The following is a 25790-nucleotide window of genomic DNA, read 5'->3' as shown; positions in this document are numbered from 1 at the left end:
AAAAACAACTCAACTCTGTTTTAATAGTTCCTTCAACTACAAACCAATATATTCCAATAAATATTATTGATATACTGGACAGTGAAAAGTTTTAAAGCTTAAGAAGCCAACGAATCGACGTCAAAATCAGATGTAGCCTGCTTGTAACGAATAATTTGGGGAATAGGTAATGCAGATTTTGAGCAAACAGCCGAAAAATAGACGTGCGCAAACAAGCGGAAACGTTGGCCTAAAATACAACAGCATGCAATAGCGCTCGCACTACCGAAAGAACAGACCGGGAACATGAGCAGAAAAACGCAAGGCGACCAGTTGCAGCAATCCCATCGCGATATAATGGTACATCACGAATCTCTCAATGGCCTAAAGCGTTCGCCCTTCACTACTTCGACGAGTATTTTTAAATAATTGATATAATTGTAATTTTTAAATAGCCTTACTCGCCAAGCTGGCTTGGCGACGGGGCGTTCATAGGCCACCACATTGGCTTTGGCTTTCGTCCCAGGTGCATGCGAGCTTCGGACGCGAGATGTAAAGCGTCCAGCCGCTCCAATGTCGGAATTGACAAAAAGTAACGATCTAGCAAGAGCAAGGTGCTATCGAAGTCTCGGATTGCAGCCAAGCCTAGCTTTATTATCTCAACAAGCGAGCAGGCGAACGAACAGAAAAAATGAACGAACGTCCGTATCAACGGCTGTTTAAGGAGAGATCTCGAATAGCAGGCGTCAGGCCCAAATGGTCAGGACGCAGCACGAAGCCGACAATTATCACCACGAACCATTCGAACGTGGCTTGTCTGGAGAAAAGGAACGGAAGGAAAGCAAAAATTTATTCAGATATTTGAGCATAGGTATGGTAAATCGCTCTAGAATCGCATAAACTGTTTATTATGTTTTATCCTTAAATGTAAAAAACTAGATAACACACAACCGCCTGGTTGTGTGTTTTTTCTGGAAATGATTTTTCGACAAGAATCTCTGACTATTCAGTATAGTTTGTGATGTAATAAATTGACTTTTCTATTCTATCATATTAAAATATTGAAAAAAATGAAAGACGTATGTAATTCTTACCTGGAGTAAAGAACTGAAGGGGTGAAAATATTATTAAATTTGATGGTACTTATCCTAATCAAAAAGTGTCATTTTTTACAGAAGAAGAGATGTACTTGGAACCTAATGCTGCTTTAATTTTTGCTTATTATGATGCACAACTCATTTTTACTCATCATCGAAGAAGAGGCTGGGAGTTACCAGGGGGAAAGCGTGAGTTTGGTGAGAGTATTCTGCAAACAGCTATTAGAGAACTATACGAAGAGACTGGAGGAGAAGCTGAACGTATAGAACCTATTGCACAGTATGTTGGATATGAAAACGATAAAGTCAATTTTGTTAAAACTGTTTTTATAGCGATGGTTTCTAAAATCGGAAAACCAATAAATAACAATGAAACAGATTATATAAAACTGGTATATGATCCTCCGACAGCTAACGAGATATTAGAGAATGATGAATTTAGTATTTTGCTGAAAGATAGGGTTTATGAATTAGCTCTTAATCTTTGTAAAGATCATAGGTATTCTCAACTCAAAAAAAGCGAAAGAAGAGGACCTTACAGTGCGATTAAAAACAAATAACGAGAAATTAATTGATACGCTCAGAGAAAAAGTTTTATTGAAAAATGAAAGAAAAATTCTTATCGCAAATTTAAACAATTCTAAAGAGAATGAAGATAATTATACAAAAACTAATTGTCAGGGATATGGACGAGTTAGAGTCTTCAAAAATTTTTCAATTCACTTCAGTCTAGAAGATCAAAAAACAAGAAAACCACTCTTTCGAGGACATCCACCAGTAGATGAGTTAAGATCTCAAGTGTTTCAGTTGGCAGCTTGTAATTGGCGGTGTTGGTACTGTTTTGTGGATTTTGAATTACTCGCTGGAAATGAAAAATTTGGTTCCTTTTTCACTGCGGATGAATTGGTTGATATGTTTCTAAATGAACATAATCACCCTAATGTATTAGATTTGTCTGGTGGACAACCTGACATTGTACCGGAATGGTGTCTATGGACGATGCAATCATTAGAAGAAAGAAAAATGAATAATAAAGTTTTTCTCTGGATGGATGATAATTTAGGAACAGAAACATTATGGGAAGTACTCACTCCGGAAGAAATAAACTATATGGCCAACTATCCGTTACATTCTCGTGCTTGCTGTTTCAAAGGTTATGACGATAACTCGTTTAGATTTAACACAGCCAATCTACATTCGAATCATGAATCACAATTACGTATTTTTGATAAGTTACATAAAGAGGGCTTTAACCTCTATGCCTATATTACTTTAACTAGCCCAGAAGGTAACACGACTCCTCAAAAAATATCTGATTTTATTGATAGACTTCAAGCAATTCATCCTAACGTACCCTTAAGAACAATTCCTCTTGAAATCCAGCCATTTAATGCAATGGTTTCACGTAAAAACGTCGCACAAACACAATCATTAGAAGAACAATCTAAAGCATATTATTATTGGTGGGAAGAGATGACAAAAAGATTCTCAAGTAAAGAGTTAGAAATGCCTTATGATGATATATCCTTATATTAATGAAAAGGACTGAATTATAATGTCTTTCACATCCACACTTGATATGATTTCTCTCTATAGTAAAAATGATAAAAAAACAGACTTGTCTTATATGAAAAAATTAATGGATTCACTAAATAATCCACAAGATAGTTTAAGGTTCATTCATGTAGCTGGAACGAATGGAAAAGGATCTACTGTAAGTTATGTAAGCAATATATTAACAGAACAAGGGTATATCACAGGTGTATATACTTCTCCTCATGTAGAACGCTGGAATGAAAGAATAAAAGTTTCGAATCATGAAATTACTGAGATAGAATTCTCAGATTTAGCATTCCTAATACAAAATAAAGTAGAGGAACTCGAAAAGCAAAAACTTGGCGAACCCACGATGTTTGAATTTCTTACAGCAATGGCTTTTTTATATTTTAGAAATAAAGGCTGCGAAATAGTAGTTTTAGAAACGGGTATGGGAGGAAGAGTTGATCCAACGAATATTGTTAGTACTACCATTTTATCTGTCATAACAAAAATCAGTGAAGATCATATATCCTATCTGGGTAATTCAGTCAGTACTATTGCTAAAGAAAAAGCAGGTATTATTAAAAAAGGGACACCTGTTGTACTATACCCTCAAGAGTATGAGATTGAATCAGTTGTTAAAAATCATGCAGAAAATCTAGGCTCTACTGTACTAAAAGCTGATTTTGATAAGATTCAACTTTTTGAGAAAAGAGATAGCTATCAAACGTTTTCATATAAAGAACATAGTGGCTTGAGAATTCATATGTTAGGCAAACATCAATTAGAGAATGCTTCTATTGCTATAGAAGTAGTTTCCTCTCTTTCTAAACTAGGATATGAAGTTCGATCAGAAAACATTCGAAAGGGTTTAGCCAACACTAGATGGCCAGGTAGAACTGAAGTTTTGAATGAAAAACCACTTGTTATCTTAGATGGAGCTCATAATTTAGATGGTATTAAAGTTTTACTTTCTTCATTGAAGGCTTACTTCCCTAAAAGAAACTTAATAATGATTTATGGAGGAGCGCAAAACAAAGATAATGAACAAATGATTGAAATGATCGCTAAACAAGCAAAAACTATTTACTTTATTCCATATGACCATCCTACTGCTGCCTCAGTAGAAACACTAATGCATATTGGTACTAAGTATATGGAAAATGTGTTTGTTTGTTCTTCAATCAAACAAGCAATTGAGGAAAGCATGCATCATTCTACAGAAGAAGACTATGTATGTGTTGCAGGATCCTTATATTATATTAATCAATTCAAAAAAATCTTCACTATACTAACTGATCTAAAGTGAGGTTGGACACTCTGACAAAAATTCCTTTACTAACAAGTTATGGTGTTAGTTCAGCCAATTTGAAGGCTACAGAAATTGGTAAAAGTATATTAGATGCTGGTGGAAATGCAGTAGATGCTGCTATTGCTGTTTCTTATGCATTAGGTGTATTGGAGCCTTATTCCTCGGGAATAGGTGGGGGAGGAGTCTTTATAATATATTCTCCGACGCAAAAAACTCCTATGTCATTTAATTATCGTGAGATGGCCGATAGTAATAGTGTATCTTCTGCTTCAGAAATTGGAATTCCCGGTTTTGTTATGGGAATGGAGCGCGTTCATAAAGAGTTCGGCCATATAGCGCTTAAAGAATTAATAAGACCTTCAATTAAGCTGGCTAAAGATGGTTTTACAATTGGTAAAACTTTAAGCATGCAACTTAAAAAATCAGCACAATTGAATAAAAATTCTTTGCACCATTTTTTCCCATATCAAAAAGCATTAGAAACAGGTGAAATATTAGTTCAGAATGAATTGTCAGAAACATTATCTATTATTTCTGAAGAAGGTTCAAAAGAATTTTATAATGGTGATTTAGCTAAAAACTTCTCTTTTAAAACAGGAATAGCATTAAATGACATGAAAAAATATAAAGTTGAAAAAAAACTGGCAGTTAGAGGCAGCTTTGCTGGATTTGATGTTTACTCTGCTCCACTTCCAGCTGGTGGAACACAATTAATACACATATTACATGTTCTTGAAGAAATATTATTAAAAAAAGGTTCAGAGATTGAAAATGAAAATTTGATTGAACTATTATATAACATCATTAATTTATGTAGTGAAACTGGAATGGCTTATTATGGTGATCCTTTACAAGGTGATGTAGATGAACAATATCTCCTGGATTTTTATTCTCGCGATAAAAAACTTCCTTATGAGTATTCAGAGAGTGTTATATTACCCAGTCTGATCAAACAAATAGATTCTAACAACACAACTCATTTAGTGGTCATGGACAAATATGGGAGTGTAGTGTCGGTGACCAACTCGATAAGTAATGTTTTTGGATCTGGTATATATGTTGACGGTTATTTTGCAAATAATCAGCTGCGTAATTTTTCCACATCAAATAATTCACCTAATTCTAGGGGAGTATTTAAAAGGCCTTACAGTTTAATTGCTCCTACTATAATGGTTAAAGATGATACCGTTATAGGTATCGGATCTGCAGGAGGGCAAAGAATACCTTATATACTTAGTTATGTATTATTTAAACATATAATTGGCAAAATTGATCTTCAAAATGCAATAAAACTTCCTCGTTTTTACAATAATCGTTCGGGTTTATGTCTTGAGTTGGGTGCATCAAAATTTAAAGATGAATTAGAAAAACGAGGTTTTTTTGTTAATTTAATAGATGAGACTTTTTCATTCGGAGCGGTGCATGCTCTTCGATACGATAAATCATTAAAATTCTTGATTGGCGCTGCAGATCCTAGAAGAGAAGGAGCATATAGCATAACAAATTGGTTTGAGGAGGCCACTTATGAGCTATCAAGAAATGATAAAAGATAATCTAACTAAAGTTTTATCATATCCTAACGATATTTATAACTCAATATATAAACAACTGCTTGATAATATGATTGATACTAAAAAACATCAATTTAATCTAGCAAATCAAGAATTAAAAAGAAACTCTTTTCAATTCTTGATGGGATATGGATCTAACAATTATTTCCCTAATGCTCGTGATGAAAACTATATGCCTGTCGATTGGCTTCCTAAGATTTTGACATACGATCAATATACGTATATTCAAAAAGGAATAAAGCAGCGAGCTAAAGCATTTAATTTATTTTTGCATGATCTTTATCTTGGTAATTCTACATTAATTCCAGACGAAATTATAAAAACAAGCAATTTTCTTAGTATTAAAAACCAGTCTCTTTTATTTAAACATCAGATTTATGCCCATATATATGGTATTGATATGGTAACTGATCAAAAAAATAAAATATACGTATTAGAAGATAATTTAGGCTTTCCTGCCGGCATGGTTTATCCTCAAATGTTAAGACAGATTACCAAGCAATACGTCCCAGAATTATTTACTGGATATAACATCTATAATAACTCTTATACGGATGAGATGTATCGTATGCTTTCATCCTTGTCAGATATTGAAAAGCCTGTTGTAGTTTATTTGCAGCGTGGACCAGGAGCGGTAGATTTTTTCGAAGCAAGACTTTTTTCACAACAAACAAATATTATTCTAGCTGACGCTGAGGATTTATATTTTGAAGAAGATGGAAGAGTCTTCTTGCGACTTAGTAACGGAAGATTAAAGAAAATAGATGTAATTTATTTGAGATTAACAGAAAGATTTAGAGATTTATATGAGTCTCTTACTAAAACTCTCATGGGTGGAGAGACGGCTGTTGTTACTTTTAAAGGAAATATGTTACCAGCAGACAAAGCTGTATTCCCTTATGTCCCTCAACTAATTCAGTATTATCTTGGAGAAGAGGCAATATTGAAGCAGCCCAACACACTATGGTTAGGAGACAACAGATACCGTGAATTAATATTATCGAATATTGATAAATTTGTAATAAAATCCCGGTCGGGTGTTGGAGGCAAACAAGTATTAATTGGAAATGAAGCCAATATAGAAACATTAGATATATGGAAAAGTAAAGTTAGGAATGCCCCTGAGTCTTATATTGCTCAAGAGATTGTTTACTTTAGTAAATTTGCAAAATGGGATGATCAAAAAGAGATATTAATGCCAGTTTTTTCGGATTTACGTATGTTTGGAACTATAGGAAAAGGTAATAAAGTCAGTGTTATGAAAGGAGGATTATGCCGTTTCTCTTCCTCTACAAGTAGAATAGTCAACACTTCAAGTGGTGGAGGAGTAAAAGATATTTGGGTACAAAAGGGTTCTTAGTTAAAAAAACAATTATAGGATGGTGAAGCAATGGATGGAATAGCAAGAAGTACTGGAGTTAAAGTTTTCTTTCTGGGTTGGCAATTATCACGGACACTGTCTGATTTAAATGACATTCTTTTTTATTGTGAATACAGTTTATTAAACATGAAAGATGCAGATTCATCGCTCACACGGTGGTTGCCTTTATTAGAAAAATTAAATATGAAAAAAAGCTTTCTTGCAATAAATGGAACTGCAAAGAACGACCCTTTATTTATCAAAAGATTTATATTATGCGATATAGATAATTCGCTTTCTATTTTACAATCATTATATTTAAGCAAAGAGTTAGCGAGTGGCACTCTTGATATTCAAGTATATAATCAACTACATGAATCTACCCTAATTCTTAGGAACTTGAAAGAAGATGAGTTAGATTTAAATTTTGTTCATATTATAAAGACTACGAAGCAATTTATTCTAGCATCAATCGGTATTATTTCTCAAAATGTTCCTTACATGAATATTGAACAAATTATTGAAGTAAAATAGTAAAAATTTTGGAGGGATTAATTAATGGAATACTTAGAGTCAATAAACTATGTTTCTAATTTAAGTACCAATATAACACGACATCGAATGGAGTTTATGAGTGAACTTTTAAAATATGTTGGTGAACCCCATAAGCATTTAAAATTTATACATATTGCAGGTACAAATGGAAAAGGAACTACAGCTAATTATATTAGTAATATTTTAAAAGTATCTGGTTATAGAGTTGGGCTTTATACTTCTCCTCATATGGAAATATGGAATGAAAGAATAAAAATTAACCAAAAATTAATATCAGATCAGGATTTTGCAAATACGATAACTTCCGTAAGAAATGCGATAGAGAAAATGGATAAACAAGAGTTGCCAACTATTGCACAAGTATTAACTGCTACTGCTCTTCTTTATTTTTATCAAAATCAGTGTGATATCGTAGTTTTAGAAACTGGATGTGGAGGTAAAAATGATCCTACGAATGTGATTCCTACTCCTGAATTAGCAGTCATTACGAAATTAAGTTTGGATCATACTAATTATTTTGGCAACTCCATACTTGATATTGCAAAAGAAAAAGCAGGTATTATTAAAAATAACACTGATACAATTGTCTATCCTCAAAGTAGTATTGTCACAGATTTATTACACAATCAATGCCTTGAAACACAGTCAAATTTGTTTATTCCGTCCCTTTCTAATGTCAATTTATTAAAAAGAGAAATCACTAAACAATTATTTGAATATAAAGGATTTATAGGTGAAATATATTTATTAGGACAGCATCAACTTGAAAACGCAATCGTTGCAATTGAAGCAGCAATTGTTCTAAGTAAAAAAGGATATCAGATAACACCCGACTCAATTAATAATGGATTAAAATCGACTAAATGGACGGGTAGGACTGAAGTGATAAATACAGATCCGGTATTTATTCTAGATGGAGCTCATAATATTGATGGTATAGAAGCATTAGCTAACTCTCTTATAGACTATTTTTATGGAGAAAAAATAACTTTTATTTATGGCGGATTAAATACTAAAGATAACGAAACTATGCTTCGTTGCTTGGCTCCTATTGCAGATAACTTTTTACTAATACCATATGATTATCCACGAGCTGTTCCGACTCATGAGTTGGTTTCCATAGCAAAAGAAATCACACCTAACTATAAAGAATGCTCATCTATTGAAGAAGCTATCAAATTAAGTCTTGAGATTAGTACTTCTGGCATAATATGTGTAGCTGGCTCTACTTATTATTTCAAGCCTTTTAAAGAGTATTTTTCGAAGAAAAGAAAGGAAGGTGAAAAGATTGAATTATAACAATGCTCTGATTTATCTAGAAAATTTGGAGAACTTTGGTATAAAGCCAGGTCTTCAGCGAATGCACAATCTTCTTCAGGAGATGGGGGATCCTCATAAAAAGTTACGATACATTCATGTAACGGGAACTAATGGGAAGGGATCAACGATTGCATTTGTTAATAGTATTCTTACTGAAGCAGGTTATCGTGTTGGTGTTTACACATCTCCACACCTTAATACATGGAATGAACGTATCAAATTAAACAATAATTATATTACTGATGAAGAATTTGCTAGACTTGTTTTTTTTGTTAAAGATGCAGTTGATAAAATGATAGAAAAAGGATATGAACATCCGACTGTTTTTGAAATTACAACAGCTATAGCCTTTCAGTTTTTTTCTGAGAACTGTTGCGATATTGTTTTATTGGAAGTTGGCCTTGGAGGAGAATTTGATGCTACAAACGTCATTGATGCTGCAGAAGTATCAATCATTACAAAAATTAGTATGGACCATAGTGAATATTTAGGGCGGACGATAGAAGATATCGCAAGGACAAAATCAGGAATACTAAAGAAAGGAACTACTTTAATTTTATATCCACAGGATGGACATTCGGAAAACATTATCATTGAAAAAGCGACAAAGAATCAATGCCAAGTAATAATACCAGATTTCTCACAAATTAAGATTAATAAGATGAGTATAAAAGGAACATCTTATAGATACTCCTACTATGAAGAATTTAATATTTCACTATTAGGAGAACACCAAGTTTTTAACTCAATTGTTGCATTACACGCATGTATGGCGTTAGATCAACAAGATATTTTTCGTATAAATTTAAATGATATTAAACAGGGATTAATGAAAGCACATTGGTCTGGAAGAATAGAAGTTCTAAATGATAAGCCTTATATTATTATGGATGGGGCACATAACGAAGATGGGGTTTTTAGCTTAGTAAAAGCGTTAAAAGCTTATTTCCCTAATAAAAATATTAATTTTATTTTTGGAGTTCTGAAAGACAAAGATTATTTAAAAATGACACAATATATATTACCAATAGCTAAATTTGTGTCAACAGTTTCTCCTCTTTCGGAAAGATCACTTTCAGCTGCAATGCTTGCTGATATTATACACAAACAAAACTTTGATAACGTAAAAAATTTCGAAAACTTAAAAGAAGCACTTCATTGGAATCTTAGTCAGAGCGATGAAGACGCAATAATTTGTATAATGGGTTCTCTTTATGTTGTTGGTGAAGCAAAACAGTTATATCAGAAGGGGGATTATAATGCGACTGAATTGGTATAACAAAAATAGAAATTCTAAAGTCGAGCATATTTCTTTTCCTGTACAGAATGTTTTTGGTGTTTCTATCCGTTCACTGGTTAATCTTTACCCTCATAAGTATATAGCTGCTTTAAGATTCAATTCAGATATTGAAATAATTGATATAGCTAATAAGCAATGTTTTACTATCAAATCGCCGTTTGAATTTAATAACATACAATATATCGCTTGGTGTTCTAAACAAGAAAGTCTTTTTACGTTTACTGATGGTGAGATGGTTGGTGAGCTAAAGTTAGACTTTTGGGAAAATGAGGGTTGTTTTGAACAAGTAAATAGTAATCCATTAACCCATTTCACTTCACTTTCTTATCTCAATTTTATGGATAACAGTTACATTGACTTAAATTATCTCTTCTTGCTAAATCGTATATTATCGGATTTACCTCAAGAAATTAGCGCAATTTCAATATCTGGAAATACAGTAGTGATCGGTACAATAAACCAGGGACTTTGGCTATTGGAAGATAACAAATTAAAAGTTATCAGTGATAAAGAAAAGGATATAAACATTGCTTATTGGCTTGATAATGGTTCATTTATTACCTGTTCTAAAGATACATATGTGACTTTGTGGAAATTTTCTGATTGTAATTGGAATAAATATGTTCTTGGCAAGCATACAGGCTGGATATATGATTGTGTCTATTTAAAAAATGAACAGATTTTATATACGGCCGGAGCAGATGGTGTGATTTGTAAGTGGTCTCTTAACAAATTGAATCTATGTATCTCTGTTCCTATTAATAAAGGAATTGTTTCTGCTGTATGTCAAAATCCAGTTGCAAATAATATTATTATTGGTAACTATAATGGTAGTTTGACTATGCTTGCTAATCAATCAGATGAGATTAAACAAGTTCCTCATATGAATTCTATTTGGAATTTTTATTATATGAAAGAAAAGCAATTGCTTTATTCAGTTGGAGCAGATAGTACTATAATTTGTACCGATAATAGTACGGGAGAAATTAAAAACCGTTTAAAGTGCCATAGTGGTTGGATTAATGGGCTTGACTATGATTCTCAAACTGAAAGTATTATAGCTGTCTCGTCAAACGGAGAAATCATCTTTTGGAATATAAATGATGATGATTGTTATCAAACAGTTAAAATGCCTGATTATTGGATGAACAATATTAAAGTTAGTAATCATTTAGATTATATGTTTATTGCTACAGCCGAGGGAGATATTTTAATTATAAACAAAATAGATAGGTGTATTCATAAAAGATTAGGTTATCACCAAGATCAAATTCTTGATATTGTTGTAGACGAAGCAAATTCAATTCTAATTAGTATTTCTATAGACGGAAAAATAGTTATATGGGATTTACTAATGGAACGATTAATATATTCTTTTGTTTTTCCTCGTTTTCATCCTACTTCTTTGACACTAAACAATAAACATTTGAAAGTAATTATCTCTTCTTTAGAAGGTGATTTAGCAGTTGTATCTTTAAAAAATGATTACCAAATTGCTTACTTGAACAATGCTCATGAGGGAAGAATATGGAAGGTGAGTTCCGATTCTACAGGTGACTTTTTTGTTACAATTGCTACGGATAAAAAATTAAAGTTATGGAGTCTTCAAGAATTTAGCATTATAAAAGAGTGGAGTGATGATACTCTCTTTACAAGTTGTCTAATAGAAGATAAAAAAATATTTTTTGCTAATCAGGATGGAGAATATGGGTGTATTGAAAGAGATGAAGAATCGATAACAGAAATAGTTGACCGAGTTGTCTTGGTACATGATCGTAATTCTATTTCTATTCCAGGAGTATGTAATGATTTATTTAATCACAGCTGCTTGTTAATTACAGATATAAAAGAACCAATGAATAAAGCATATGTTGAAAGAGTTGAAATCATTTTAAATGATTTAAAACTTGAATATGTAATATATGACTTATCTGAATATCCAAAATTAAGAGATATTACATACTATTATTCGGGTTGGTCTCATTATCCCCAAGTTTTTTTTTATGGAAAGTTTATAGGAGCTGGCAGTGTTCTGCTTGAAATGTATCGTAATGGTACTCTAAGGCGTCTAATTGATCAATACATTCAAATTCCAAGTAATAGTTAAAATAGAGAAGAACTGAAAGGGGAAAATAATGTTTACCCTTGTTGATAATAACGACTCGTTTACTTTTAATCTGTATCAGTATTTTATGAAATGTAATGTTGATCTACAGGTTGTTAATATTAATGATCTTAATAAAATTGATATCAGTCAAAGCAACGGTATTATCATTTCTCCAGGGCCAGGTAATCCAACAGAAATGCATTCTTTAATAGAATTTATAAGAATATCGGGCAAAACAGTTCCAGTTCTTGGGGTTTGTCTTGGATTTCAAGCTATTGGATTAGCATATGGCGGAACAATAATTGAAGGAATAGAACCGGTACATGGAAAAGTTTCAGAAATTGTTCATGATAGAGAATACTTATTTAATAAAATTCCTTCTCCTATGAATGTTACAAGATATCATTCTTTGATTTTACAGGAAGAGAGTGTTCCTAAACCGTTAAAAATTACTGCTCGATCAGATGATGGTGTGATAATGGGAATCCGTCATTTAATCTATCCCATCTTTGGAGTACAATTTCATCCAGAAGCATACTTGACTCCATTTGGTATCAATATAATACAAAATTATATTAATATTTGCAGTATGTATAAAACTAATATTGTTAAAGGAGTTTAGTAGTATGGGGTTAGATAAGGGTTCTATCCATATCCGTTTCCGAGACCAAAGCAATAAAATTCACGAATATTTTTTTAAGGATCCAATAGATATTATTGAGACCTATGATTTGAAAAGTGTAAAAGACTGTCTTACTCAATCAGAGCAGGCTTCAGCAAAAGGATATTATGTTGTCGGTTTTGTATCCTACGAGGCTGCTTCGGCATTTGATGAAAGATTAGAAACCCAATATGCTACTAGAGTTCCTTTAGTCTGGTTTGGAATTTATGATAAAAAACAAGATATACAGCTTTTTGATAATTATATTGATGATCACTATCAAGTTGGAGAATGGATAGCAGATAATAATTATAAAGAATTTGAGGAGCATATTAGTAATATAAAGTCCAATATTAAAAAAGGTAATACTTATCAAACGAACTATACGATTAGACTAAAAACAACTTTTGATGGCAGTGCTGCTTCTCTATATAAAGAGCTATGTTCGAATCAAAAGGCTGCCTACAGTGCATATATATGTTTAGGTGATATAGAAGTTTTATCAGTCTCTCCAGAGTTGTTTTTTGAGTATAGAAAAAATAGAATTGTTACAAAACCTATGAAAGGTACAATAGCTCGTGGCAGATGGCACGAAGAAGATATAGCAAAAATAAATGAATTGCGTAATACACCAAAAGAACAGGCAGAAAATATAATGATTGTAGATCTGCTTCGTAACGATTTAGGAAGAATAGCTAGAACTAATACAGTTCAAGTTACAAAGTTATTTGAAGTTGAGAAATATCCTAATGTATTTCAAATGACATCCGAAATTATTGCTACTACTAATGTGAATTTAGTCAAAATTTTTGAATCACTATTTCCATGTGGTTCTGTCACAGGTGCTCCTAAAATAAGTACTATGAAACTAATCAAAGAATTAGAAAAAGAGCCGCGCGGAATATATTGTGGAACAATTGGATTACTATTACCCTATAATCATTATATTTTTAACGTTTCTATAAGAACTGTCGTAGTTGATAAACTTGTTAATAAAGCTATTTATGGAGTAGGAAGCGGAATTACATGGGACTCATCTGTTGATGGTGAATATCGAGAATTATTGCAAAAAGCATCTATTCTCAAGAAAAAACATACTGAATTTCAAATTATTGATAGATTACGGTTAGATTGCGATCATTACAATTTATTGGAATCTCATTTAGAAAATATAAAAAATACCGCTGATTATTTTGATTATCCATATGACCATGAGCAATTAAAATCGACTCTTATGAAAATTAAAGATTCAAACAACGGAGTCCAAGAAGTCTATATTCAATTATTTCGAGATGGGAAAATACAAGTTCGATGTAGTCCATTAAAATTGAGTTATGAGATAAAAAACGCAAAAATTGTTGGTACTCCTGCAGACAGAAATAATGTTTTTCAATTTCATAAAACTAGCTATTTGAACTTAAGTCAATCAATAAATCAAGACTCTTCAGATGTAAGTTTATTTTATAATATGGAACATGAAATTACACAGTTTTGTAGCGGAAATGTTGTTGTAAAATTGGGGGGGAATTATATAACTCCACCGATTGAATGTGGAGTAATACAAGGAACTTTTAGAGATGCTTTATTAAAACAGGGAAAAATAACTGAACGTAAAATTTTAGCTTCCCAATTAAAAAGAGCTCAAGAAATATGGCTTATTAACAGCGTAGATGGATGGGTGAAGGTCGCTATAGACAAAAGATACTATGAATTCCTGGAGGCGTAGCTAATGTTAGTAGTGAAACCAAGTATTATTGAAAACAAAACTGAGATTGAAAAGGTTATTAAGCAACTTTTAATACTTTTAGGCGAAGATCCAGAACGGGAAGGACTAAAGGACACACCATCCCGCGTTGCTAAATCATATGCAGAATTATTACAAGGATATAGCTTGGATCCTTTTGAAGAATTAGGGACAAAGTTTGCAGCCGAAAACCAAAAAGAAATAGTGATTGTTAAGCACATTTCATATAATAGTTTATGCGAGCACCACATGTTGCCATTTTTTGGTGAAGCACATATTGGATATATTCCTCAAGATTGTATTATTGGGCTTTCTAAGTTAGGGAGGCTACTTGATGTTTTTGCTCAAAGATTTCAAGTACAAGAACGGCTCACCAATCAGATCGCCGAAACGCTTCAAGAATATTTAAACCCAGGAGGTGTAATAGTGGCCATAGAAGGAGAACATATGTGTATGTGTTCTCGTGGAATAAAAAAGGCTGGAAGCAGAACGATAACTTATGCAAGTACAGGCTGCTTCGTTAATAATCACCATTTACGTAAAGAATTTCAAAAATCTATAGGTCAATAGAGTTTTAAACAATACTTATTTAAGGTGGTTTAGAGTGTTATGACAATAGCTTATATTGGAATAGGAGCTAATTTAGGGGATAGACATACTCAGATCGATCAGGCTCTAGGGAATTTTGCTCAACATAAATATATTTCCTTAATTGAGACATCTAATCGCTTTTCTACTTCCCCAGTTGGTGTTCTAAATCAACCTAATTTTATTAATTTGGTATGCTCTATTCGAACTTCCTTAAGTGCTCTGCAATTACTCGATGTTTTAATGGAGATTGAACAAAAATTAGGAAGAGTTAGGGAAGGAAGATGGGGACCGCGGACAATTGATTTAGATCTTTTGAGTTTTGGTCGTGAGGTAATTAATGGCGAGAAACTAACCATACCTCACCCACGTTTACATGAACGATTATTTGTTCTTATACCTTTGTTAGAGTTAAATCTTGATTCTTTCTTTCCTTATACAATTAAGGAACTAAATAATTTTGTTAACGTAATTACTAATCAAAATATTAGCTTGATCGAATAATCAGACATTTAAGATAATAATCTTGGTGTTTTACAAATATGCTAGGTTGGATGAAAGAAAGGCGCATATTTTGAAATTCAAGCATTTTGCATAATTTTTTTTTCTCTTAAAGACAAGCGAGAATGAAGTTACTGAGAAAATAGACTTAAAAAAGGGAAAAACGTTCAAACCTATTAAAAGCTGGCGAAGAGTGTGGGTTTGACTGCGTGACCTGCTAAAAAAGAAAAAGCCTCATTTTGAAGTAGCGAATCACTATATCCGTGAAGGATACGCTGTCTTGACTGGGTGGAGGTTATTCAAGAGTGGAGAGACGCTCAAAATAAATACGCCTGTGCGATGCTGATATGTCGATCACAGAAACAGTCACTTAATGTGAGTTCGTTACCAATGTGGGAGAATAGGAACATAGTCACTTAGAAGTCACCAAGTTGGCGTTTTTTTGTGTTAACGATACAAGATCTTGATTCCTTAGTTGAAAAAGACAAGAAATTGGTATTATATCCTATTTAATAATATCTTAATTAGTCTTGATTTTTCTTATGTATATAGGTATCATTTACTCAAGTATTCTCTTATCTTTTTGCTATATTTATGCGTGAGCTTTCAGTATAATGCATACTAAAATACACGACCCATAATGTCGTGTATTTTTTGCATATGATATTTATACCAACAAGGTACAGCTTTGAGGTCAATTGGCACAATCCATTCGATGATTCTCTTAATCTTATAGCAGCTAAGATAAGGAAGTCGGATATTACAATAGTTTGTACTTTGCATAATAATCACTAAGTAATGGATTATATTGATGAAGATGAACAAAAGTTGAATTAATTAAGAAAGATACGCCAGAAAGAATGGTAGTGGGAGCAAGATACGCAGCTATAAAATTGGGGTTAATCGAATAAGATTCCCCTAATTTCTTTTTTATTTTTAATCAAATAATACCCTCCTAAACTTGACATTTCTCGAAAAAATAGTTCTAAAGGAATCCCTTTAATCTCCCTTAATGTTTTTCTCTCCACTTAATCGGTCTCAACCATCCATTCAATATGCATGAGATGTTCTTGATCTAAATTCATACAAGTATCCGTTTGGTTTACAAAGGTCATGAGCTTTGCTATTAAACATTGATATCTACGAAACGACTAACATCTCTTTCCTTTTTCAGCTGCGTCCGGAGATAATTTTCCTTCGGTGTTTTCGTGCTGCTATGGCCAAGTGTTTCGGCAATATCATCAATTGAAGCGCCCGCATGCCATGCACTTTGTGCAAAGAAATGCCGGATATAGTGAGGAGTGATTCTTTTATTATCGATAGTTACTAAGTCAGCTGCCAGCATATGGTTTGATAGCATCGTAGAAAGATACGAACGGTTATAGTGTTTACCAAATTTGTTGGGATAGAATGGGGTATCATCGTCGGGATTTATCTCTGTACGAAGTCCGATTCTTTTACGATACTCACGTAATTCCCTAAGAACATATGGCTTGATTAGTGCAAAACGCTTTTTTTTGTTCTTTGTAATCGTCTGCAGATAATACTGGCTCTTTATAGGATCATAAGACATATGCTTCATCTTTGGGGTGATTACTTCATTTAGCCGTAGGCCAGTGGTGGCTAGCAGTAAAATGAGGGACTTTATCTTAGGATTCTTATTGTAATAACGAACGGCAGCTTCCACCGTAGCTGGATCGATCACGCGATGAGGAATTTCTTCTTTATCGATTTTAACTGGCGAGAGTCCCCGTGAAATTTTCTTCTTCAGATACCCTTCTTCAAAGCACCAATCTAAAAAACTTTTTAAAATAGTAACCTTTTTAGAGCGAGTAGTTTTTTTAGGATACTGTTTCTCCAGATGCTTTTGGTAATTCTCCATATCATAACGGCTCAGTTCTCGAATATCATTCTTATTATACAAAGAAGGAAGAATAATTAAAAAATTAAATATTATCGATATATATTCTTTTTTTGTCTGTAGACCACGTTTCTTATCTTTTTGATGTACGTAAAGATATGTCACTCCAATATTTGAAAACAATGAATAGTCATAGTTACCCTGTTGGTCTTCATAAAGAGAGGCCCTTTTTGTCAATGTATCATAATATGTTATATCTAGCATACTATTCTTTATTTCATCAATATTTTCTTTTCTGAGAATAGATATATCCAAATTAAAATTAATATCAGAATCTACTAAATACAAACATATCACCTCAATACTAGATAATATTCTTTAATCAAGAAACTACAGACAATAGTGGCACCGAATTCTGATTTTGGTGATTCTCAACGTTTGGAGTTTTCCATTAACACTTTTATATATTATCAGCGAATGATAAAAAGAACAAATAGAGTAGTCAAGCTAAAATAATATGCAATTCTTTTGTGTTGGATTCTATTATTGATTTTTATATATCTAAAGATAATGTATTCAATTATAATTATAGTTGAGTATTTAATTCACGTTTATTATTAATAAAAATTATATAATTGTTGTATTAGATTCTAAATAAATAACACGATAAATAGAAAGTAGTAGGAGGGATATGACATTGAGCAAGTATCTGAACGTTCAGGAAGTCGCAAATATGCTGGGGGTTACGCCAGCTACCATCTATAAATTAATAAACCACCCAGAAGTGTCGAAAAGGATCGAGCCAGTGAATAGGCTGACATACAGGGGAGATGGAGGGTACCGGTTCAGTGCAGATAGTGTGGAGCTTGTGAAAGAACAAGTAATTAAAAAGGATCTGACGATTGCCGATACTGCAAAGTTATTGAACCGTTCTAAAAGTTTTGTTCACGGGTTAATCAGGGAAGGGAAACTGAAAAGCTACGAGGATACATATCGTGGAAAAAAAACGTTCTTTATTAAAAAAGAGGATTTGGAACAGTACAACAAGGATGTTAAAGAAAAGCCAAAGAGTCTTTGGGAAACGATATATGACAAAAAGACAGGTGTATTTCTCTTTCAGCCGTACTTCAATAACGGTGAATTGGCTAGGGTAATGAGTATAGGTAAAAATGGATCCGCACGAGCGAAAATTACGTTGAAGACAAGCTCGAGTGAGTTGACACTTGAAGAAGCCCTAGGATTAGGGTGGAAGCCAACATATTTAATAGAAGAAAAGAAACAGGTCACGGCATATGGATTTGCCAAATTTGTCTTCCCTATACCTAGAAGCTTAGATTCGGTAATTTACCAGGTTATAGATGAATTATTTAAGGCTGCTGGACCTTATAACATGCGTGTTAAAACTGGTGAGATGTTAGAGGTTGAGATTAAAAGGACGACATTAGTTGGCATAACAGAGAGTACAGAACCGGACTTAATTAATAAATTGAAGACGTTCGCTCATTCCGGTGAAATTGTCCTAGTCCATAATGGTACGGTTATTGATCCAGGTTATTCGTCCATTCTCATGTATCTCCCGTATCAAACTAAGAAGGAATTGTTGTCGGAAGCTGAAAATGAAGGGATGAAACTACATGATTACTTAGCGGATTTTTTTAATAATAAATTTGGATTGAATTAATCTAATTTTAGTTATATGAAGGAATAAAGTATTGTATTTTTAAAGGTCTCTCTTATACAAAAATATAGATCGACATCTCTTTACAATGCCGATTCTTAGTAACTATATGTTATTATTGGTTTGGAGGGGAATAGCATTGGCAATATTATAAGGTTTATTGACCAAATTGGTAACAACAAGAGTGATGACTCCAATATATCTTAAGACCTGCTAAAAGTTAGCAGGTCTTTTTTTACTGAGCTTTAACTTCATAAGTCACGTAAGGCTTTTTGAAATTTTGGGAAGCTTTCCAGTATCGTCTCCAGGAATTTCATCCTTATTGGATAAGGGATTTCCTGTGATCCTTCCTGTAAGCTGTGCGTCAATCCATGTGCTCATACTGCCTAATGACAGCAATTATTTTAATCCACGCACCCACATGGAGTGCGACCCTTACTGGCTCCAACAATATGCAGCACTTGAAAGGATTTCAATCCACGCACCCACATGGAGTGCGACCACATTCATCACGACACAGTAAAAGATTTTGGTAATTTCAATCCACGCACCCACATGGAGTGCGACGCATTTCAAAAATAAAGTGTTGGAATTAGGCTTTATTTCAATCCACGCACCCACATGGAGTGCGACATTGACAACACAGGAGCGCAAATTGGCTGCTGAATATATTTCAATCCACGCACCCACATGGAGTGCGACATAGCAGGCGTTCATGAGTACGGCAGCGCAAAGATATTTCAATCCACGCACCCACATGGAGTGCGACAGCGAAAATACAGTAATTCATACCCTAATGATATCAATTCCTCACATTATCGCAAAAAATGATGCCAAAAAGGCTTGGATCAACCATTGACTTTTACTGAAGGTAACTGATTCAGTTTATTTTCGACAAATTTCGAGGTGCGAAAGACCCGGGGTTTTTATGTGAGCTTCACATTCGCACCTCAAAACCCAGTATGCTTTCCATGTCGTAAGTTTCTTTAGCCCCTATTGCTCTACTTTCTTTTTGTAGTTATCTCCTAAGCTGTAGAAGCGCAAGCTGTCTTCTTTTTGGTTGAGTTCATACTTTAAACTTCGAAATGGGGTCAAACCCGAAGTACATTAATATAGTGATAAATAATCCTATCCTGTTTCGGTGAGACATGCCTTCAATACGACTTTCCTCGTATCACCCATTGTCCATCATGACAGCAAAATTTTCTTTTTTGTAAAATCCTTTACTATGAATCTTTTTTGTTAATCAATGTAAGGAAAAACGGTCGGCATATACTTCTCGAAGTTATTCCATTACATCCAGTGCTAATGAGGCTCGTTCTGAACGAACTCTATGCAGAAAACCTACATTAGCATCCAAGCTCACAGCTTCCATTGCCGATTTCATATCGTTGGACAACAGTGTTTAAGCAAGAAATAATAGGACATTCACAGTACCTAACGGCGGGCGTTTATGGCATCCATGGAAGTAAAAATCATCTTTTTTCTGCAAGATCCGCTCATCTCACACGGAGGTGTACTAAACCGTTGCCCTCTCCTCCAAAACGCGTAAAATGTCCGTTCCTCCACTTATCGGACCTCTTTATTTCGGATAAAACGGCGCTCTTTACTCATACGGCCAGGTGGCGGCTGCTCCATCATGATCCACGCAGTCATATAGAGTGCGACTTCCATTCCTTTGGATGGTCCTTTTAAGCAGATCATTTCAATCCACGCACTCATGTAGAGTGCGACGCTGACGAGATTCGACGCAGACATTTTGAAAATATTTCAATCCACGCACTCATGTAGAGTGCGACTACGGAGAGGTTTCAACAATTTGTGGCGGTGATTAAAATTTCAATCCACGCACTCATGTAGAGTGCGACTAAAAGTTTGTTCAATTCCAAGATTCATGATGCTATTTCAATCCACGCACTCATGTAGAGTGCGACAGCGGAATACTACGTATCCAAGTGCTTCCTAATCTCTATTGTAGCGCACAACAGTAAATATGGTAACCAGATAATACTCTGTTCTTTTGTTAAAGTTCATGTTTTGTACACATTCAACAGACTTCGACAAAATTCGAGGTGCGAATAACTCGGGAAAATCATGTGAGCTTGGCATTCGCACCAGAAATATCTACTAATTTACAAGAACCAAAAATTAGTGAGGAGTAAACATGAACGGAAGATATATAATGCCGAATTACGTATAAATCTTATTTAATGAAAAGACGGTTAATCCTAGGCTAGGAAAAGTCTTTCGTATGTATATTATTTTCGTTTAAGTAACAGTACAGGAGAAAGCATTTCTCGATTAAGGAAAGAGCTTAAACAATTCATGAAGCTGGAAGAACTTACTCCTGAAATGTTTGCATCGTTTGGTTGATAAGGTTGAAGTTAAAGCAGATGGCTCAGTAAACATTAATTACAGGTTTACTGCCAACGCTCTTCTTACGGCTTAAATACAGTGACCGACACTCTAGTCATGTAGAGTGTATATAGTAAGAACAGCAGATGGACACGTACGAGGAGTATAAATGTACCTTAGATTTTATCGTGGGTAATGATTTCCGATAAATTGGGTGTATGGTATAATATGGTTAGTGCATAAAATTACAATGGGAGTAACGAGTGTAAGGAGTTTTTTCGATTATGAACGAGAGTATCGAATCCATGTTGCGCCATCTGCCTCAAGAGGCTTTGCACCACTTAGAGAACGAACTCAGTCTGTATAGCAGGGGGAAACCGGCAGGTTTTTCTGTCAACGATGAGTGTATGGATCAGACCACCTGGGCTTGGTCTTTAGATATACTGCTACTGCGTTGGATGCAACAATCTTCAATTTCTGATGACCCTAGAAGTGTAAGAAGCCTCAAGTATCTCCTTGTTGAATACAACCGCAAGAACCCAGATGCAAGCTTAGAACTAGATCACTTAATATCTAACGGGTGGGTTAGGATTGTTTGGGATTCGTATAGACTTCCGCATGGTTTTATATTTTACAAGAGCAAACTTGAAGAAAAACCAGAGCATGTTTTTGAGTTCATGCGCCAGCTATCAAATGAACCCTATCCAGATACTTGCACAATTCGTCTACATGATGTGCTAGAAATACTACGGGAACACCAAGCCAGCTACACGGGAACACCCCAATTGGAATGGTTTCTTGATAATGGGATCTTAAGCAATGAAGGAAAGGGGTATGTATTAAATTCCCGCTCCAACTACGTAGCCGTAAATGCTAACTTCATTCTGGCAAGACTCTGGATGGAAAAGAAAGCAGGGCCATCCAAGGCTTATGATAGGTTGAGCTGGTGGATACGTTATGTTTCGTTAAATAGAGTGAGTAACGAAGTCCTTCGCGGGATCTCTTCTGCATCTCTTGGTGATTTGTTAGATGCCTGTCTGGATAGGCTGCTTAACGAAGAGGATGGTATCGACTGGGAAGCAGAACGGAGAAAAATGATCGGCGAGGTGCTTGCTGAGCAGGGTTCGACGCAAATTGAAAAGCAGATTTCTTGGATTCCTCTTCCTAGGGAGGATCAAGATTTGGAGAAGTTGTTTTGGTTTGACCGGCCATTAGAAGCTGCAATCGTGATGCACTATCCTAGGGGCATACTGGGACTACTGTTTAATTGGATCGTGAGAGGTGAGGGAAGTGGAACGGCATGGCCTGATCGTCCTCGATTACATAAATTGCTTGCGGAAAGAAAGGATCGTCCATTCATATATCACGAATTGAAACATGCCGATCACACAGTTATTCCAACGCTTCTTATTAATCCCGATCTTACAGTTATCGGCATGGCTCTATTGGCCATGTGGGAGCCTTCCTATCCGGGAGATTTCTACAGTAGAGAAACCAAAGAAGAAGCATGGAAGATAGAAGAGCGTATATGGATTGAATCGCTTTCTTATTTCTCATATGCAATGAATCGAATTCTTATTTCAAATCCGATGTTCGCAGCTTCCCGTATCGAACAGTGTCTGACCTGGTTTGAGGAGCTGATACGGAAAAAATCTTTTACTAGTGCTGGTGGTCCATCGTCAAAACTATATCGAAAACGGGAGCATATGCTCGCTTGGCTTTATTCGAAGTTTATAAAACTAGATAGGGCCTCTTCCGAGACCATCATTGTCAGCAACTGGACAAGCATTATACTTGCGATTCTTGATACGGAGGACATTCCGCTGGAACATCCGTCGTTCCCACAATTATTATGGCTTATTCAACTCCATGGCAATGGCGGGCCGGTCAATCGAATTGATGAAATCATGGAGTGTGTCATTCATGCTTACCATCAAACTCATCGATCTTGTCGCGACAGCTGGGTTTGGACACAGCGAATTGCCGATGTCATACAACATCCTGCATGGGAGGTTGTACTTAAGTGGGCTATGGTTCGAATAGATGAACCTTCTGGGAATGACCGACTTTCTACTCTACTTCAACCATTTCAGATTGAGGATCTAAGTAAAGAGCGGCCTCAGGAAGAAAAAAAACAACACAGCTGGATTAGGTTGGCGAGCCAGATTATTGCGTTGCATCTACAACGGTTAGCTAGATGGATTGCGGACCTACAGATCCAGCGGGAAGACACGGGCTATCGTATGTTGATATCAGTCTTCTCTTCACTTTTAGAGGACAGCCTTAAACACTACGGTAATGCCGTGTTTCTGTCTTTTGAATTGATGCATGGGTTTAGTAACGATCTAAAACTTGTGAATATGGTTGCCAAAGCGATAAATTTTCTGCCGGATAGGAAGAGGGAGCAACTTCTTCGTGTTATGGCCCAGGTTGACCAAGATCCAGGATTATGGGCTAATATATACAATGGGCTTGAAAGAGAGACAGATAGAAAAATAATTCTAACCGAATATAGCCTACTAAAGGATGAAGCCCTTACGCAGAATTTCGGGTGGAACAGCGATTTTCGGGTCCGAATCACAGAGCTACTAAATACAAACAACATCGATCTGGCCGATTTGGCTCAGCAATATTTAGATCGCTTCCGTGCTGAAGCATCCCCACGTGTTTTAGTCGAATATGAGGATTGGGCATTCCAGGAGCAGTTACGGATTCACTTGGTGAAGAAGGAATTCAGGCAGATTCATAGCAGCGTTCCGCAACCGATCTCAGCACATCAAGCCAATACGTTAACCTACTACTGTGCGCTAGCGTATCTCGAAATGGACCCACCAGACGCACATCAATCGATCGCGCTTCTGGAGCCGCTAGTCCGACAGGATGCAGGCAATGTGAGTTACCTGGTAAACTTATATGGCGCATATATAGAAGCCGCAGCAGACGCGGTGAATACAGTCAGTCACATAAGCGGAAAATTTATTGACAAAGCCGAACACTTGTTAAACATAATTCAGGCTTTGCCGGAGGAGCAAAGAAAAACTGTTAGCGGGCATATTGATACCAACCGTTTGTACTTGGAAAGTATCTTAAAAAACTCGAGCATCTTCTGGCAAATTTATGGAGGATTAAAGTACGCACGGCAAAATTCGATTCCGATCGGAACGTATGCCGTTCACATGTTACTACACGAACAGAAGTGGGAAGAGGCAGAGAGGAAGCTGGAGATTCTGCACCAGCGGCATGGTAAGTTTGAGTCTTATACAGAGCTGTTACAAACTGTGAAAGAGCGAAAGCAAGAACTAACTGTCATTCCACCTCACCACTTCCTACAAGAGCTACGTCAGTGGACCTCGATCAACACCGCTTTGAGCTATTTAAACCAACTGTCTTCGGAGGAACAGGTCAAGGCACTGAAAGGCGATGAATTCTTTACGGTGAAGGATTATATCTTGGAGACGTTCTTGGATGTATGCAGGGAGGTATTAAAGTATTCGCCTAGCATCACCCCATCTGAGACACAGCAAGCAGAGGAGGATCGATATACCGACTTGCTTGTTCTCTTACTAAATCAACGATTGTTACCTATAGGCTGGTCAGCCGTTACGCAGTCACGGGGAGGCTATACGCGAAAAACGATGGGCCCACGTGGTGGTATCGGCGAGAGGGATATCATCATTTACAACCAGAGACATACCGAATTGGCGATCGGGGAGGCATTAAACTTAGCAGGTTTACGCACGGATGATATTAGAGTCCATACGCAGAAAATTTTTGGCTATGATACGACACGATGCAATTTCTATATTGTACTTACGTGGGGATTCGCGAAAAACCCTGATATACTGTGGTCGCAGTATAAAACTTTAGTAGCATCGAAGACGGAAAATCCGTTTCCCGTTATAGATTACGGAGAAACCACGAAGATGTTCCCAACGCATAACTTCCAAGCAGTACGTAGCTTCTATACGATGCACGAAACCGATATGGAGGGCGAAAAAGCAGTTGTAGTTCACCTTTATGTTGATGTGCTGAGCGAAAAGCAGAAAGATATTGCAGAGAAAGCTAGAAAAAATTTTAAACAATGAAGGTCTCGTGTAGTTCTTCTTTTCTCAGTACCTCTCCTCTACACTAAAAAATTTTTCTGTTTGTATACTTTTATCATGAATCCTTGTTCATCAGTGAAATCATTGAAAAAATAATAAATGTATTGCATTTGGACGCCCTCAGCTATAAGCGGTTGAGGCCGTTCAATGATTATAATT

17 protein-coding genes and 1 CRISPR repeat array are annotated in these 25790 nt (G+C 35.3%); of the genes, 15 read left to right on the top strand and 2 right to left on the bottom strand.

Annotated features, from left to right (window positions below):
• Nucleotides 1–1168 precede the first annotated feature (1168 nt).
• From ACWGXJ_RS25590 to folK, 13 genes are read left to right on the top strand one after another with little or no spacing between them, the layout of a single operon-like run.
• Nucleotides 1169–1636, top strand: coding sequence for an NUDIX domain-containing protein (locus ACWGXJ_RS25590; protein WP_452568019.1), 468 nt, complete (start codon nt 1169–1171; stop codon nt 1634–1636).
• The gene (locus ACWGXJ_RS25585; RefSeq protein ID WP_452568018.1) at nt 1617–2612 is read left to right on the top strand and encodes a hypothetical protein; all 996 of its coding nucleotides are present in this window, start codon (nt 1617–1619) and stop codon (nt 2610–2612) included. The genes ACWGXJ_RS25590 and ACWGXJ_RS25585 overlap by 20 nt, the downstream gene beginning before the upstream one ends.
• Before the next feature lie 19 nt (nt 2613–2631).
• A complete protein-coding gene (locus tag ACWGXJ_RS25580; RefSeq protein ID WP_452568017.1) occupies nt 2632–3924 on the top strand; it encodes a bifunctional folylpolyglutamate synthase/dihydrofolate synthase in 1293 nt (430 codons plus the stop codon).
• 59 nt (nt 3925–3983) lie between these two features.
• A complete protein-coding gene (locus tag ACWGXJ_RS25575) occupies nt 3984–5480 on the top strand; it encodes a gamma-glutamyltransferase (RefSeq protein WP_452568016.1) in 1497 nt (498 codons plus the stop codon).
• On the top strand, nt 5452–6858 hold the full coding sequence (locus tag ACWGXJ_RS25570) for a circularly permuted type 2 ATP-grasp protein (RefSeq protein WP_452568015.1): 1407 nt from the start codon (nt 5452–5454) through the stop codon (nt 6856–6858). Before ACWGXJ_RS25575 ends, ACWGXJ_RS25570 begins: the two co-directional genes overlap by 29 nt.
• Nucleotides 6859–6888: 30 nt before the next feature.
• Nucleotides 6889–7392 (top strand): hypothetical protein, encoded by a 504-nt coding sequence (locus ACWGXJ_RS25565; RefSeq protein ID WP_452568014.1) that lies wholly within the window; start codon nt 6889–6891, stop codon nt 7390–7392.
• Nucleotides 7393–7416: 24 nt separating this feature from the next.
• A complete protein-coding gene (locus ACWGXJ_RS25560; protein ID WP_452568013.1) occupies nt 7417–8712 on the top strand; it encodes a bifunctional folylpolyglutamate synthase/dihydrofolate synthase in 1296 nt (431 codons plus the stop codon).
• Complete coding sequence (locus ACWGXJ_RS25555) at nt 8702–10012, top strand: bifunctional folylpolyglutamate synthase/dihydrofolate synthase (protein WP_452568012.1); 1311 nt, start codon at nt 8702–8704, stop codon at nt 10010–10012. Before ACWGXJ_RS25560 ends, ACWGXJ_RS25555 begins: the two co-directional genes overlap by 11 nt.
• Nucleotides 9993–12140, top strand: coding sequence for a glutaredoxin domain-containing protein (locus ACWGXJ_RS25550; protein ID WP_452568011.1), 2148 nt, complete (start codon nt 9993–9995; stop codon nt 12138–12140). The genes ACWGXJ_RS25555 and ACWGXJ_RS25550 overlap by 20 nt, the downstream gene beginning before the upstream one ends.
• 28 nt (nt 12141–12168) lie before the next feature.
• Nucleotides 12169–12762: an anthranilate synthase component II gene (locus ACWGXJ_RS25545; RefSeq protein WP_452568010.1), complete on the top strand. Its 594-nt coding sequence runs from the start codon at nt 12169–12171 to the stop codon at nt 12760–12762.
• 4 nt (nt 12763–12766) lie between these two features.
• The gene (gene pabB, locus ACWGXJ_RS25540; protein ID WP_452568009.1) at nt 12767–14527 is read left to right on the top strand and encodes an aminodeoxychorismate synthase component I; all 1761 of its coding nucleotides are present in this window, start codon (nt 12767–12769) and stop codon (nt 14525–14527) included.
• A 3-nt stretch (nt 14528–14530) separates the two neighbouring features.
• Nucleotides 14531–15115 (top strand): GTP cyclohydrolase I FolE, encoded by a 585-nt coding sequence (gene folE, locus ACWGXJ_RS25535; RefSeq protein ID WP_452568008.1) that lies wholly within the window; start codon nt 14531–14533, stop codon nt 15113–15115.
• Between the two features lie 39 nt (nt 15116–15154).
• Nucleotides 15155–15637, top strand: a complete 483-nt coding sequence (gene folK / locus ACWGXJ_RS25530) for a 2-amino-4-hydroxy-6-hydroxymethyldihydropteridine diphosphokinase (RefSeq protein WP_452568007.1) — start codon at nt 15155–15157, stop codon at nt 15635–15637.
• A 1123-nt stretch (nt 15638–16760) separates the two neighbouring features.
• Here folK and ACWGXJ_RS25525 read toward each other — a convergent pair.
• Nucleotides 16761–17843, bottom strand: coding sequence for a tyrosine-type recombinase/integrase (locus ACWGXJ_RS25525; protein ID WP_452568006.1), 1083 nt, complete (start codon nt 17841–17843; stop codon nt 16761–16763).
• A 349-nt stretch (nt 17844–18192) separates the two neighbouring features.
• Between ACWGXJ_RS25525 and ACWGXJ_RS25520 the strand changes: the two genes are divergently transcribed.
• A complete protein-coding gene (locus tag ACWGXJ_RS25520; protein ID WP_452568005.1) occupies nt 18193–19176 on the top strand; it encodes a helix-turn-helix domain-containing protein in 984 nt (327 codons plus the stop codon).
• 398 nt (nt 19177–19574) lie between these two features.
• Nucleotides 19575–19942: a CRISPR direct-repeat array (repeat unit 32 nt; unit sequence ATTTCAATCCACGCACCCACATGGAGTGCGAC).
• 516 nt (nt 19943–20458) lie between these two features.
• On the opposite strand, the gene ACWGXJ_RS25515 is transcribed toward ACWGXJ_RS25520, so the two are convergent.
• Nucleotides 20459–20548, bottom strand: coding sequence for a CRISPR-associated endonuclease Cas1 (locus ACWGXJ_RS25515; RefSeq protein WP_452568004.1), 90 nt, complete (start codon nt 20546–20548; stop codon nt 20459–20461).
• 1264 nt (nt 20549–21812) lie between these two features.
• Between ACWGXJ_RS25515 and ACWGXJ_RS25510 the strand changes: the two genes are divergently transcribed.
• Nucleotides 21813–25613 carry a hypothetical protein gene (locus ACWGXJ_RS25510; RefSeq protein WP_452568003.1) on the top strand — a complete coding sequence of 1267 codons (3801 nt, stop codon included), beginning with the start codon at nt 21813–21815 and terminating at the stop codon, nt 25611–25613.
• Nucleotides 25614–25790 lie beyond the last annotated feature (177 nt).

The organism is Paenibacillus sp. S33, assembly GCF_053615415.1.
This window is presented reverse-complemented; position numbering and strand designations above follow the sequence as displayed.

Coding starts and splice junctions, on each gene's coding strand:
- ACWGXJ_RS25580 (WP_452568017.1), top strand. CDS start 2,632: ATGTCTTTCACATCCACACTTGATATGATTTCTCTCTATAGTAAAAAT.
- ACWGXJ_RS25570 (WP_452568015.1), top strand. CDS start 5,452: ATGAGCTATCAAGAAATGATAAAAGATAATCTAACTAAAGTTTTATCA.
- ACWGXJ_RS25565 (WP_452568014.1), top strand. CDS start 6,889: ATGGATGGAATAGCAAGAAGTACTGGAGTTAAAGTTTTCTTTCTGGGT.
- ACWGXJ_RS25560 (WP_452568013.1), top strand. CDS start 7,417: ATGGAATACTTAGAGTCAATAAACTATGTTTCTAATTTAAGTACCAAT.
- ACWGXJ_RS25550 (WP_452568011.1), top strand. CDS start 9,993: ATGCGACTGAATTGGTATAACAAAAATAGAAATTCTAAAGTCGAGCAT.
- ACWGXJ_RS25545 (WP_452568010.1), top strand. CDS start 12,169: ATGTTTACCCTTGTTGATAATAACGACTCGTTTACTTTTAATCTGTAT.
- pabB (WP_452568009.1), top strand. CDS start 12,767: ATGGGGTTAGATAAGGGTTCTATCCATATCCGTTTCCGAGACCAAAGC.
- folE (WP_452568008.1), top strand. CDS start 14,531: ATGTTAGTAGTGAAACCAAGTATTATTGAAAACAAAACTGAGATTGAA.
- folK (WP_452568007.1), top strand. CDS start 15,155: ATGACAATAGCTTATATTGGAATAGGAGCTAATTTAGGGGATAGACAT.
- ACWGXJ_RS25515 (WP_452568004.1), bottom strand. CDS start 20,548: ATGGAAGCTGTGAGCTTGGATGCTAATGTAGGTTTTCTGCATAGAGTT.
- ACWGXJ_RS25510 (WP_452568003.1), top strand. CDS start 21,813: ATGAACGAGAGTATCGAATCCATGTTGCGCCATCTGCCTCAAGAGGCT.